Source organism: Aeromonas sp. DNP9, assembly GCF_001728955.1.
In the GTDB taxonomy this organism is placed as follows: Bacteria; Pseudomonadota; Gammaproteobacteria; order Enterobacterales; family Aeromonadaceae; genus Aeromonas; species Aeromonas veronii.
In genome coordinates, this window is sequence record NZ_LYSQ01000024.1 from 12,385 (window position 1) to 24,586 (window position 12,202).

General features: G+C 57.4%; 14 protein-coding genes. 3 read left to right on the forward strand and 11 right to left on the reverse strand.

Annotated elements, in window-relative coordinates:
- Positions 1 to 2: 2 nt before the first annotated feature.
- From folA to A9G06_RS16540, 4 genes are all read right to left on the reverse strand, one after another.
- The gene (folA, locus tag A9G06_RS16525) at positions 3 to 494 is read right to left on the reverse strand and encodes a type 3 dihydrofolate reductase (protein ID WP_069555902.1); all 492 of its coding nucleotides are present in this window, start codon (positions 492 to 494) and stop codon (positions 3 to 5) included.
- A gap of 18 nt (positions 495 to 512) precedes the next feature.
- On the reverse strand, positions 513 to 980 hold the full coding sequence (locus tag A9G06_RS16530; protein ID WP_069555903.1) for a threonine/serine exporter family protein: 468 nt from the start codon (positions 978 to 980) through the stop codon (positions 513 to 515).
- Positions 977 to 1,774 carry a threonine/serine exporter family protein gene (locus A9G06_RS16535; RefSeq protein ID WP_005348133.1) on the reverse strand — a complete coding sequence of 266 codons (798 nt, stop codon included), beginning with the start codon at positions 1,772 to 1,774 and terminating at the stop codon, positions 977 to 979. Before A9G06_RS16535 ends, A9G06_RS16530 begins: the two co-directional genes overlap by 4 nt.
- 235 nt (positions 1,775 to 2,009) lie before the next feature.
- Positions 2,010 to 2,345 carry a DUF3135 domain-containing protein gene (locus tag A9G06_RS16540; protein ID WP_069555904.1) on the reverse strand — a complete coding sequence of 112 codons (336 nt, stop codon included), beginning with the start codon at positions 2,343 to 2,345 and terminating at the stop codon, positions 2,010 to 2,012.
- Between the two features lie 393 nt (positions 2,346 to 2,738).
- On the opposite strand from A9G06_RS16540, the gene mog reads away from it, so the two are divergent.
- Entirely contained in the window at positions 2,739 to 3,269 is a 531-nt protein-coding gene (mog, locus tag A9G06_RS16545; protein WP_069555905.1) for a molybdopterin adenylyltransferase, read from the forward strand.
- Positions 3,270 to 3,352: 83 nt separating this feature from the next.
- On the opposite strand, the gene A9G06_RS16550 is transcribed toward mog, so the two are convergent.
- From A9G06_RS16550 to trmB, 6 genes are all read right to left on the reverse strand, one after another.
- Positions 3,353 to 3,754 carry a DUF2541 family protein gene (locus tag A9G06_RS16550; protein WP_069555906.1) on the reverse strand — a complete coding sequence of 134 codons (402 nt, stop codon included), beginning with the start codon at positions 3,752 to 3,754 and terminating at the stop codon, positions 3,353 to 3,355.
- Positions 3,755 to 3,921: 167 nt separating this feature from the next.
- Positions 3,922 to 4,131, reverse strand: coding sequence for a YgdI/YgdR family lipoprotein (locus tag A9G06_RS16555; RefSeq protein WP_005335219.1), 210 nt, complete (start codon positions 4,129 to 4,131; stop codon positions 3,922 to 3,924).
- A gap of 203 nt (positions 4,132 to 4,334) precedes the next feature.
- Positions 4,335 to 5,630, reverse strand: coding sequence for a sulfurtransferase (locus A9G06_RS16560; RefSeq protein WP_069555907.1), 1,296 nt, complete (start codon positions 5,628 to 5,630; stop codon positions 4,335 to 4,337).
- A 29-nt stretch (positions 5,631 to 5,659) separates the two neighbouring features.
- Positions 5,660 to 6,580, reverse strand: coding sequence for a glutaminase B (glsB, locus tag A9G06_RS16565; RefSeq protein ID WP_005348151.1), 921 nt, complete (start codon positions 6,578 to 6,580; stop codon positions 5,660 to 5,662).
- Positions 6,581 to 6,702: 122 nt separating this feature from the next.
- On the reverse strand, positions 6,703 to 7,035 hold the full coding sequence (locus A9G06_RS16570) for a YggL family protein (RefSeq protein ID WP_005348158.1): 333 nt from the start codon (positions 7,033 to 7,035) through the stop codon (positions 6,703 to 6,705).
- A 48-nt stretch (positions 7,036 to 7,083) separates the two neighbouring features.
- On the reverse strand, positions 7,084 to 7,797 hold the full coding sequence (trmB, locus tag A9G06_RS16575) for a tRNA (guanosine(46)-N7)-methyltransferase TrmB (protein WP_005335228.1): 714 nt from the start codon (positions 7,795 to 7,797) through the stop codon (positions 7,084 to 7,086).
- A 349-nt stretch (positions 7,798 to 8,146) separates the two neighbouring features.
- On the opposite strand from trmB, the gene A9G06_RS16580 reads away from it, so the two are divergent.
- A complete protein-coding gene (locus tag A9G06_RS16580; RefSeq protein WP_069555908.1) occupies positions 8,147 to 9,328 on the forward strand; it encodes a PLP-dependent aminotransferase family protein in 1,182 nt (393 codons plus the stop codon).
- Between the two features lie 72 nt (positions 9,329 to 9,400).
- Here the strand turns inward: A9G06_RS16580 and A9G06_RS16585 are convergent, their stop codons facing one another.
- A complete protein-coding gene (locus A9G06_RS16585; protein WP_069555946.1) occupies positions 9,401 to 10,930 on the reverse strand; it encodes a cyclic diguanylate phosphodiesterase in 1,530 nt (509 codons plus the stop codon).
- Positions 10,931 to 11,183: 253 nt separating this feature from the next.
- On the opposite strand from A9G06_RS16585, the gene A9G06_RS16590 reads away from it, so the two are divergent.
- Positions 11,184 to 12,089 (forward strand): TIGR01777 family oxidoreductase, encoded by a 906-nt coding sequence (locus A9G06_RS16590; RefSeq protein WP_069555909.1) that lies wholly within the window; start codon positions 11,184 to 11,186, stop codon positions 12,087 to 12,089.
- Positions 12,090 to 12,202: the final 113 nt, after the last annotated feature.

Here is a 12,202-nt window from a genome sequence, read left to right on the forward strand (position 1 = left end):
CGTCAGCGGCGCTGCCAGGTCTCGAAGCTATAGGGGTGCGGGTTCTTCTCATCGGCAGAATGGCTCTCGCACTCAATCCGTTGCCACTGGCCATCATCAAAAGCAGGGAAGCGGGTATCTCCCTCCACCGCCAGATCGATTTGCGTCAGATAGAGGCAATCCGCACTCGGCAACATCTCGGCATAGAGATGACCACCACCGATCACCATCAACTCCTCCACCGAGCTACCAGCCAACAGAGCCAGCGCCGCCTCGACGGAACCCACCACCTCAATGCCCTCGGCCTGATAGCCGGGATTGCGGCTGATCACCAGATTGCGCCGTCCGGGTAGCGGTCGACCGATGGATTCGAAGGTTTTGCGCCCCATCAATACCGGTTTACCGAGGGTGACACGCTTGAAGTGAGCCAGATCGGCAGGCAGATGCCAGGGCATCTGGTTGTCCTTGCCGATCACCCTGTCGTGGGCCATGGCGGCAATCATGGAAATCTTCATGGGGCCTCTCACCGTCTGTCAGATTATGGGGCGGTTACGGTACACGACCAGAGAGGGGATCGCCAAACCGAAACTGAGGGCACCGACGATAAAGAGCGCCTTGAGGCCGTTCTCCACCGCACTCTGGATCAACGCCATAGTCACGCCGTTGATGTTGAGCTCCACCACCGCAATCATGGTCTTGAACGCATAGCTGCCCGGGATCATCGGAATAATCGAGGCAACGCTGAACACCGGACGCGGCGCCAGCAGACGGCGCGACCAGTAGACGCAGACAAAGCCGACCGTAGTCGCCGCCGCCAGCGTCGCCCACTCGATGGGCATGCCGTAGTGGATCAGCAGGGTACGCAGGCTGTGGGCCAGCGCGCCGCCCATGGCGCAATATTTCAGCATCCGTGGCGGCACGTTGAACAGCATGGCAAACCCCACCGCCGGAATGGAGGACCAGAAGGCATCCTTGGCCAGTAGCCAGAGCAAATCCATCATACTTTCCACCCCCAGATCCCCGTGACCGACATGGCCAAAATGATACCTATGGCGGCGCTGATGGTCAGCAGGGTCGCGGTCCCCCAGCGGGCCAGCCCCATGTTGAAGTAGCCCTTCACCATGTCGGAGACCGCATTGATTAGCGGAAAGCCCGGCACCAGCAGCAGCACGCTGGCCGCCATGGCGAGATAAGGCTGGTCACCCCAGTTGAAGAAGGTGGCGCTGGAGGAGAGCAAGGTGGCAATAAAGCCGGTGGCGGCAAAGTTGATGAGCGGGCTGTGGTGATGGCGGGCCATCAGCTGGCGCACCCGCATCGCCACGGCAGACGAGAAACAGGTCACCAGGAAGATGGGCCAGTCACCGCCAAACAGCAGGCTAAAGGCGCCACAGGAGAGCCCCACCATGGGGACCACCAGCCAGGGGTGATAGTGAAAGGGGACGATGGCCTCGAGGCGCTGGCGCACTTCACGGGCACCGATCAGCTCTTTCTCCGCCATGATGCAGATCCGCTGGATCTCGCACACCACCTGCATGTTGATGCCATGTTCACGCACCCGCCGGGTAGTGGTAACACAGCCCCCCTGATAGAGGCTGGTGAGCACGATGGCACTGGAAGAGATAGCCATCTCGACACTCTCCAGCCCCAGTGCCATCCCCAGCCGCACCGTGGTCTGCTCGATGATCCGGCTCTCAGCCCCGAACTGGGCCAACATCTGACCCACCTTGACGATAATGCGGGTGATCTCTGTCTGTTGCTCCCGCGACAACACCCGTCTTGGTGTGATACTTCTCATAATCCCTTCGAGTCGTAGCAATAAAAATTTCGGCCATATTAGCCTAACTTTTACTGTTATTCATCCACCCCTATCACAACCTGACTAATAAGTTATTACAAGAAGGAGAAAAGAGATTACATCACAAATACATTACGACTAACATTAAAAACCATAACAATCAGGTCGCCAGCAATTTCCTTTATTATGGCCTCACCGATTTGGCTGAAATATCAACCAAGGGGGTTATTGCAGATTATTTACGACGTCGATAGTCCGCCAGACGGATTATTTTACCACTGCCATCGCTTTCAGGCGGATGGTCCCCCTCTTCTCTGAACTGGCTCATTTCGCTGCGCATCAAATAAAAAGATTCCCGCATCATGTTGGTAATCCGGATACAGCTATCAAGATTGTTTTTCGCCAGACGGCGCTGACCATCAATCTTGAACTGCAACCCGCGCAGACGGCGCTGCTGATCGGGGCTCGCTCGGGCCATCAACTGGTCGATCTGCTGCTCCAGAATCGCATCCAGCCGGGAGGGCTCACTCGCAGCCAACTTCTTCAGGGTGTCAAAATCAGGCAACTCCATATGCCCTCCTTGGCGACTATTGCTGGCAACACACTGCGGTACCACACCATCACGTCCCAGCCATATAAATCTGTATATACGACGCGGCTAAAAAGGGTTCAATCCATCCACTGGCGACTAAACCGGACAATGGTCACTACGAGGGTGTCTATCTATTTTAATTGTGTTTGGAAACAAGCGATTGTTTTTAATTCAGGTGAGATAAAACACTTATACATTTTAGGTTGTGATTTTCTGTTTTTTATTGCAAATAAAAATCCGGGTGGCCTTATTTTGCTTCATTCGACACTTTATTCTTCCCTCACCGACCCGCGTCATCTCCTGACGGTTTAACATATCTCACTGATTATGTTATTTTAATTGCCACTTTTATCGGACATTCAAGAGCAGACCATGAGCAAGGCAAAAATCGGTATCGTCACCGTCAGCGATCGCGCCAGCGCGGGCATCTATGAAGACCTCTCCGGCAAGGCCATCATCGACACCCTGAACGCCTATCTGACCTCGGAGTGGGAACCTGTCTATCAGGTGATCCCCGATGAGCAGGAGCAGATTGAAGCGACCCTGATCCGGCTGGCGGATGAGGAGCAGTGTTGTCTCATCGTCACCACAGGCGGTACCGGTCCGGCCAAGCGGGATGTCACGCCGGAAGCGACCGAGGCGGTGTGTAATCGCATGATGCCGGGCTTTGGCGAGCTGATGCGGGCCGAATCCCTCAAATTTGTGCCGACCGCCATTCTGTCGCGCCAGACTGCCGGGTTGCGCGACGATACCCTGATCGTCAATCTGCCGGGCAAGCCCAAATCAATCCGCGAATGTCTGGATGCAGTCTTCCCCGCCATCCCCTACTGTATCGATTTGATGGAAGGACCGTATCTCGAGTGCGATGAAACTGTCATCAAGCCATTTCGTCCGAAAAAATAGCGAACCCGACCATAAAAAATAATGGCGAGCCACGGCTCGCCATTATTTTTAACTCATCTGTCTGCGCAGACACACCACATCAATTATTTGCGGCCGAATACTTTCACGCCCGCTTTGCTGCGCTCTGAATTACCGTACACTTCGATCTTTTTCACACAACGACGCGAACCCAGTGATTTCCACTCGGTCTCTTTATCACTGCTCATATCCCGATCAAAATGAATGGTTTTGGTACGGTCACCACCATAGGTCACCACCACCCGATCCAGGGTCAAATCACGCTCCGCCTTCACCTTGATATATTTGGTCTGACGGCAAATCACCAAAGGAATTGTCGCACCATGATCACCGGCTCCCAGTAAAATAGTCCGCCCCAGCGTGAACTGATCGTCACCGGCATGGCTGGCTGACGCCACCACCAGCAAGACACCACCCAGCAAGCTGCGTGCAGAAAAACGGGAATTCCAGATAGACATCAAGGACATAACACCTCCAATAAAAAATGGAGTGTGATGATAAGGGTTAAACCATAACGGAAGCTGTATCACGGCTGAATTTGCTGCGAATGTGCGGGGATCAACTGAGAAAACAGCGCGACTTTTCGGCAAAAAGAGAAGAGCCGCAGATAGCGGCCCTTGCGGCAAGAGAGCGCTTAGCGCTCCATGATTTGGGTCACGTCATCTTTCTTGATCATTACCTCGCGCCCTTCATGATCGTAATAGCGATACATGCCGGTGCTCTCGTCCAGCTTGGGTTTGCTCTCTGTGGTGATCATCTTGCCATCCTTGGTGCTCATGATGTATTGGGAGCTGCATGCCACCAGCCCCAGGGCACACACCAGGATCATCATCAGTTTTTTCATTGCGGCCTCTTCTGCGATCATCCTCACCACGAGGATGTTTCTTGAAGCCTAGTTCAATCGCACGGCACGGGATGGCAGGATGAGCAAAGCGGGATCGCCGTCAATAATCAGCGACTTAGCCTAGTTATCTGGCCGGGTGGCGAGCGCAATGAAAAAGGCCGGACATCTCTGTCCGGCCTCTTCTTTTCAGCGCAAGAACGCAATCATGACTTGGCAGGCTGACGCTCACCGGTCACGGTCGGATTCTTGGGATCCATGCTCCACTCGTACCAGCCGCCGTCGTAGACGCTGATCTGTTTCCAGTCCATCAGCCAGGCGTAGAAGAAGGCCTCGGAGGCGCGCCAGCCGGTACCGCAGTAGAACGCCGCCTGCTGGGTCGGCTCGATATTCCACTGCTCCCACATGGCGAGGATCTCGCGGGCCGGCTTCATGGTGCCGTCCGGGTTGTGGAAATCGCTCATACTGTTGGCATCCACCCCGCCATGACCCCACTTGGCCCCCGGGATATCGCCCTTCGGCTTGATGTAGCTGTAGCCAGAGGTGTTGCCGACAAACTCGTCCCAGGTACGCACGCTGACCAGTGCGCTATCGGGCTGCTTGAGCAGCTCTTTCGCCTGGCTTAGCGTGGTGTAGTACTCGGGGTGAGCGGGAATGGCCACGCCAAACTCCTTCACCGGCTCATATTTGTTGGGCAGACCGGTTTCGGTGCGCAGGTGCTGGATAAACCAGGCATCCAGGCCACCGTCCAGCAGGCGCACATCTTCCACCCCCGCGTACATCATCAGATGCGCGGCTCGGGCCGCCGCCATGGTGTTGCGACCGTAAAGGATCACGGTGGTGTCGTGACGGATGCCGTTATCCAGCAGCAGCTTCTTGAGCGCTTCGTCAGAGACCTTGTTCCACAGCGGCTCCTCTTCGAGGCTGTTGGTATCGATATAACCGGCCCCCGGGATGTGGCTGATGAGGTAGGCCTTGGGTGAACCCCAATCCACTTCAAACAGCTTCCAGTCACCCTTGGGCGCCGCGGCAACCGGCTTGCCCTCTTGCAGATCCGCCAACCAGCGCGGATAGACCAGCTGCTGCCAGCGTGCCAGCGACTCGCGCGGTGCGGCTTGCCACCCTTGCAGCTCGAACAGCTGCTTGATCCCCTGCTTGCGCAGCAGACGGGCCACCTCGGCCACTTCGCGGGACGCACCGTAGAGGGCAACCGGACGATCGGCCTTCAGCCCCTTGATCTCGAGGGCCTTTGGCCACTCTTCATCGCTGTATTTCCACTCGGCAGAGAGGTTCTCGGCGCCCGCCACATGGCCGCCCTGCTTCTCCCCTTCCATCGGCCACCCCTGATAGAAGTAGCTGGCGCGGGTATCCAGGATGACAGCCTGTTTGGCCTTGGCATCGGCCAGCGAGAGCGGTGGCAACTCCCCTGCCACGGCGGGCAGGGCACACCAGAGCAGTAAGGTCGCCAGCGCGGCCTGCAGGAAGCGAAGATGTCGTTTCATGGTGATTTCTCGATTCATAGTGAACAAGGTTAAAAAATGGAGCGACCCAGCCGCTCGGCCAGCAGCTCCAGCGCCGCCGTGCCCGCCAGCGAGTTACCGGCTTTGTTGAGCTCGGGCGACCAGACACAGACGCAGAGCTCGCCCGGGATCAGGGCGATGATACCGCCGCCGACACCCGATTTGCCCGGCATGCCGACCCGATAGGCAAAATCCCCCGCCTCATCATAGAGACCGCAGGTGGCGAGCAGGGCGTTGACCTGCTTGGTGGTGCGGGCGGGCAGCAGCGGTACGCTCTCGCCCAGTGGCACACCACGGTTGGCCAGATAGATGAATGCCCGCGCCAAATCGACGCAGCTCATGCGAATGGCACAGGCATTGAAGTAGCTTTGCAGCACCTTGTCCACTTCGTTTTCGAAGTTGCCGTAGGCCTTCATCAGATAGGCGATGGCGGCGTTGCGGGCAGAGTGCTGATATTCGGAGCGAGCGACGACCTGATCCGCCATGATGGCCGGATTGCCGGAAAGGCGGCGCACCAGCTCGAGGGTACGTTGACGGGGCGCTGTGAGGCGGGTCTCCAGCAGATCGCTCACCACCAGCGCCCCGGCATTGATAAAGGGGTTGCGGGGGATCCCCTGCTCGAACTCGAGCTGAACCAGCGAGTTGAAGGGCTGGCCGGAGGGCTCCTTGCCAACCCGGGCCCAGATCTCCTCCTCCTGATAGAGAGTGAGTGCCAGGGTCAGGCTCAGGGCCTTGGAGATACTCTGGATGGAGAAGGGTTCAAAAGCGTCACCGGCGGTGAACAGCTCCCCCTCGACGGTACAGACTGCGATACCCAGCCGATCGGCAGGCACCTGAGCCAGTGCCGGAATGTAGTCGGCCACCTTGCCTTGTCCCAGCAACGGGCGCACCTCTTCAAGGATGCTGGCCAGTAATTCGGATGACAACACCATAAGCAATAAGCGATTCCATGACTAAAACAGCGGTGGAGATCCCATCCCCACTGACAAAAATCCCGCCAGCGGCGGGATTTTTCAGTTACCCACAACAAGGCGCCAGATGCGGCAGCCTTGTATCAGGCCGGTTCACCGTACCAGAGGTCGAACAGCTCGGTAACGACCACGGCTTCCATCCCCTTGCCTTCCAGCCAGGATTTGACGGCAGCGCGGTCTTCTTCGGTACACTTGCCCAGTTGCTGGGTGCAGATCATCCCTTCCCAGGCCAGGTGACCGGAGCCGGCAAAAGCCAGTTTACGGGGTTCAACAACCTCATCGATCATCGCATCGACTACCGCATCGATGGTCTCTTCGGCAGTGCCGACCGGGAAGTTGAAACTGATGTCGAAACCCATTTCCTGGAATTCATCGACGCGCAGTTTCTTGCGCAGGCGGCGGCTACGATTGGCCATGATAGCTCCTCAAGTTAGTTGATACGCTAGGTGTGTTGACGTGCCAGCTTAGCTGACACGCTTGAAAATCAGATCCCAAACCCCGTGGCCCAGACGGTGGCCACGTTGTTCAAATTTGGTCAGCGGACGCCAGTCCGGACGAGGCACCCAGTTGCCGGTGGCAGAGGTATTCTCGTAACCCTCGGCGGCGCTCATCACTTCCAGCATGTGCTCTGCATAGTTTTCCCAGTCGGTCGCCATGTGGAACACGCCACCGATGGCCAGCTTCTGGCGAATGTCCTGGGCAAATGCAGGCTGTACAATGCGACGCTTGTGGTGACGGCTCTTGTGCCAGGGATCCGGGAAGAAGAGCTGCAGGCAGGAGAGTGAACCGTTCGGGATCATGTGCTCCAGCACCTCGACCGCATCGTGGCATATCACCTTCAGATTGGTGACCCCCGCTTCCTGAGCGGTACCCAGACAGGCGCCCACGCCCGGCGAGTGCACTTCAATGCCAATGAAGTTCTTCTCGGGGGCATTTTTGGCCATCTCCACCAGAGAGGCCCCCATACCAAAGCCGATCTCCAGCACCACAGGTGCTTCACGGCCAAACAGTGCGACCAGATCGAGCTGCTTTGGCTCAAAATCGATGCCCATGACCGGCCAAAGCTCTTCCAGGGCCTTCTCCTGCCCTTTGGTCAGGCGGCCTTCGCGACGGACAAAGCTGCGGATCTTGCGCATGAACTTGCCGTCTTCGTTAAATACATCTTGGGTCACAGGCATAATGGTCTCGTTATTTCATCAATCCGGGTAATACATCTTGTGTTCGATCCCGAGCGGGACCGCTCGCGGCTCGGCATTTCATCGACCCGCGAAAACAGGGGAGCGAATTATCCCAAGATAGGCCCAAGGCGCAAGTGTTTCGCGCAACAAATATTCCGGCTATCCACTTCCCTGCTCCCTCACTGGCATCACCACACTGACTAACCGCCCAATATAATCCGCAGTAGAGTCGTTCCAGCCCTTTTTTGGCGATTTTTGTGACAATCATTGCCTCATTTCTGAAATCTGATACAAACGGATAACCTGGCGGTCGAATGGAGCGACCGCCCACATGCCGAGAGAATTGTCTATGCAGCCGTTTTTTGCCCAGCGCTTCAAGAAGGTCGAGCCTTCCTTTATCCGTGAAATCCTCAAAGTTGCCGCCAATCCGGAGATCATCTCCTTCGCCGGTGGCCTGCCCAATCCCCACCTGTTTCCGGTCAAGGCGATCGATCAGGCCTGTCAGGATGTACTGCGCGAGCAAGGGGCTGCCGCCCTGCAATATGCGGCGACCGAGGGCTTCGCCCCGCTGCGCCAGTATATTGCCGACCGCTATCTGGCCCGCCACGGCATGCAGGTCAATCCGGACAACATCCTCATCACCAGCGGCTCCCAGCAGGCGCTGGATCTGCTGGGCAAGGTGCTGATCGACGAGGGTCAGGATCTCATCATCGAAGAGCCGGGTTACCTTGGCGCCATTCAGGCTTTTTCTGTCTACCAGCCCACCTTCAAGCCGATCACCCTTGAAGAAGAGGGTCTGGATCTGGCGGCGCTGGATGCGCTGCTGGCAAGCGGCTCCAGTGCCAAGCTGCTCTACGGCGTGCCCAACTTCCAGAACCCGAGCGGTGTCTCCTATAGCCGTGCCAACCGCGAGGCACTGGCCGAGCGACTGGTGCGCCACGAGCTGTTGATGGTGGAAGATGATCCCTACGGCGAGCTACGCTTCGAGGGTGAGCATCTCCCCCCCATAGCCAAGCTGGCGCCAAACAATACCGTGCTGCTCGGCTCGTTTTCCAAGACCGTGGTGCCCGCCTTCCGTCTGGGCTGGATGGTGATGCCGGACTGGCTGCGCAAGAAGGTGACCATCGCCAAGCAGGCGACCGATCTGCACAGCAACGCCTTCAGCCAGCAGGTGCTGCACCGCTTCCTGACCGACAACTCTCTCGACGCTCACTTGGAGAAGATCAAGGAGGTCTATGGCCGCCAGCGTGCCGCCATGGAAGCCGCGCTGGCCCGTCACTGCCCGCCCGGCGTCAGCTACACCAGACCGGAAGGGGGCATGTTCCTCTGGCTGACCCTGCCAGCCCACATCAGTGCCATGGCGCTGTTTGACGAGGCAATCAAAGAGAAGGTGGCTTTCGTCCCCGGCGCTCCCTTCTATGTGCGCCCCGAGATCAAGAATACCCTGCGCCTGAGCTTCTCCTGCGTCGATGAAGCGACCATCGAGGAGGGGGTCAAACGCTTGGCCCGCGCCCTCCAGCGCATGCTCTGATCGTCAGACAAACGGTACCAACAAAAAACCAGCGAGCGATCGCTGGTTTTTTTATGCTCCCCATTCAACCGTTCAGCCAAACAAGGTCTTGCAAAACTGCTTCATCGGGATGGGGCGGCTGTAACGATACCCTTGCAGATAGTCAACGTGGCGAGCCCGCAGATAGTCCGCCTGCGACTGCTTCTCGACCCCCTCCGCGATCAGGATCAATTCAAGTCGCTTTGCCAGATCAATCACGTTTTCAACGATATGGCTGGAGAGTGCATCCGTACCGATCATCTCCACAAAGCTCCGATCAATCTTGAGTGCATCGACCTGAAACTGTTGCAGATAAGTGAGACTGGAGTGACCGGTGCCAAAGTCATCGATAGAGATCAACACGCCCAGTTTGCGCAATTCAGCAAACATCCGGGCAGTTGTCTCATCAGCCACCAGCAGCTCCCGCTCAGTCAGCTCCAGCCCCAAATCAACGGGATTGTCCTGAAACGCGTGGAGAAAGGCCTTGCAGTCAGCCAACAGGTCGAGATCCTGAAAGTGCTTGGCGCTGATATTGAAGCAAAAATGGAACTTGGCCGGCAGCTTGCGGGCATAAGGGGCGAAGTGGTCGCGCACCTGAGCCATCAACAGGCTGGTCATGGGCACGATCAACCCGCTATCTTCCGCCAACGGAATAAAGCGATCCGGCGAGATCATCCCCTGCTTGGGATGCAGCCAGCGCATCAGCACCTCACAGCCACGCCACTGCTCATCCTCACCGGAGACCACCGGCTGCAGATAGGGGATAAACTCCTCCTCGATCAACGCGCGCTTGAGCTCCTCCGCTGGTGAGCTGCTACGCCCCATCAGCCTGAAGGTACCGAATCCAATCAGCAGCGCCAGCAACGGAGAGAGGATCAAGGTATCTCTGGAGTAGCGCCATGCGTGGCTCAAGTAGTCATGCACCGTGACTTGGGTGACAACCTGATAGGGGAAATCGGCCGAAGCGAGAGCAATATAACCCTCTTCTGTCGGAGAGGGCGCCGCCCCGAACTGACCTGAGCCAAACAGTGCCCTCTGACCCACCACGAGAGCCATCGGGGAGTTCTTGCTGGAGATCTCCAGGGTATTGCGCAAGTAGTAGCCATCTATACCGATCAGCACACTCCCCTTGTCCGTTTCATGACGTAGCACGATCAAGGGACGATCCGGTGTGACCTCATTGCCGGGCAGCAGTTGCAGACTGCCATCCACATAACTGTCAGGATTGAAGGGGCCATCGTAGTCACCATAGAGCGAGGTGCAGTAGATGTGGCTGCCGACAGCCAGATTGGCGGAACGGACATCAGGCACAGTGGCCACCTGTTCGCGCAGGAGTTGTGCCGCCTCCTTGCAGGAGTGACCAAGCATCCCCTCCACATTGATGGCCGCCTGCCGGGCATGGCCGATGGAGCGATCAAACATCATCCGGGCATGCTGCAACCGTGAATCGGCATCACGCTCTATCTCGGTCACGGTCTGCCAGATAACGGCAACAATCCCCAGCAGCAGGATCCCGCCCCCCATCAGCAACGCCAACAGAATCCTCGAGTAAAGCTGACGAAGTTTCAAACGACGAAATGGCATGGCGGCCTCTTTGATGCTCGGATAATGGGTGACAGCCTCGTTGGACAGGCGAAAAGGGTCGCCATAATAGCGATTGTTCAACAAATCTCCACACAACAAAAATCAATCAATTCAAACTATTGTTCAACAATATCTGGTAAGAAAAAGATAGAGTTAAAACCAGTCTAGTGAACAACACATGCCAAGCTCGTCCACTTGTTGCAGCTGGACGACGCAATTAGAGTAGAGCAAACGGCAGCAGGAGCATGCAGCGATGAAGATTCTTATTACCGGAGGAACCGGCTTTATCGGCCGCAAGCTGGTTGCCCATCTCAAGGTCAATCACGAGGTCGTGGTATTGAGCAGGCAGGGGAGCCGCGCTTACTCCCTGCTCGGTCACGATATCAAGGTATTGGATAACCTCGATCGGCTTGATGACCTCAATGACGTGGACGCAGTGATCAATCTGGCCGGTGAACCCATCGCCGCCGGACGCTGGAGCGAGTCGCGCAAACAGCTGCTCTGCGATAGCCGCTGGCTGTTGACCGAGCAGCTGGTGGACCTCATCAAACTATCCAGCACGCCGCCCAAGGTGCTGATCAACGCCTCCGCCATCGGCTGGTATGGCAGACAGGGCACCGAAACCCTCGATGAGCAGTGCCGCTCTCCCAACGACGAGTTTACCCACCAGCTCTGCCAGCAGTGGGAAACCTTGGCGCAGGAGGCCCAGAGCCGCCAAACCCGGGTCTGTATCGTGCGGATCGGGCTGGTGCTTGGTATGGATGGCGGCGCCCTGCCCAAAATGCTCCCCCCCTACCGACTCGGACTCGGCGGCCCCATGGGGTCAGGCAGCCAGATGATGAGCTGGATCCATGTGCAGGATCTGGTACGCGCCATGCTGTTCCTGCTGGAACACGAAGAGTGCAGCGGCATCTTCAACGGCACTGCGCCCCATCCGGTCAGCAACCGGGAGTTCAGCCAGACCTTGGCTGCGACGCTACACCGCCCGCATATCTTCTTCGTCCCGGCGCCGCTGTTGCAACTGGTGATGGGGGAGGCGGCAGATCTGCTGCTGACCGGGCAAAAGGTGATACCAGCACGGCTGCAACAGGCCGGTTTTCACTTCAGCTATCCCGAGCTGCCGAGCGCCCTCACCAATCTGCTGCGCGAGCCCCGCTAACTCACACCCGCTCGCAGCGTCCACTCGTCAGCACCTCGCATAGCAAGCAACCCGGCCAATGGCCGGGTTGCTTGTCTATTGTGGCTGCGCTATTGCACCTTGTGTACATCGGC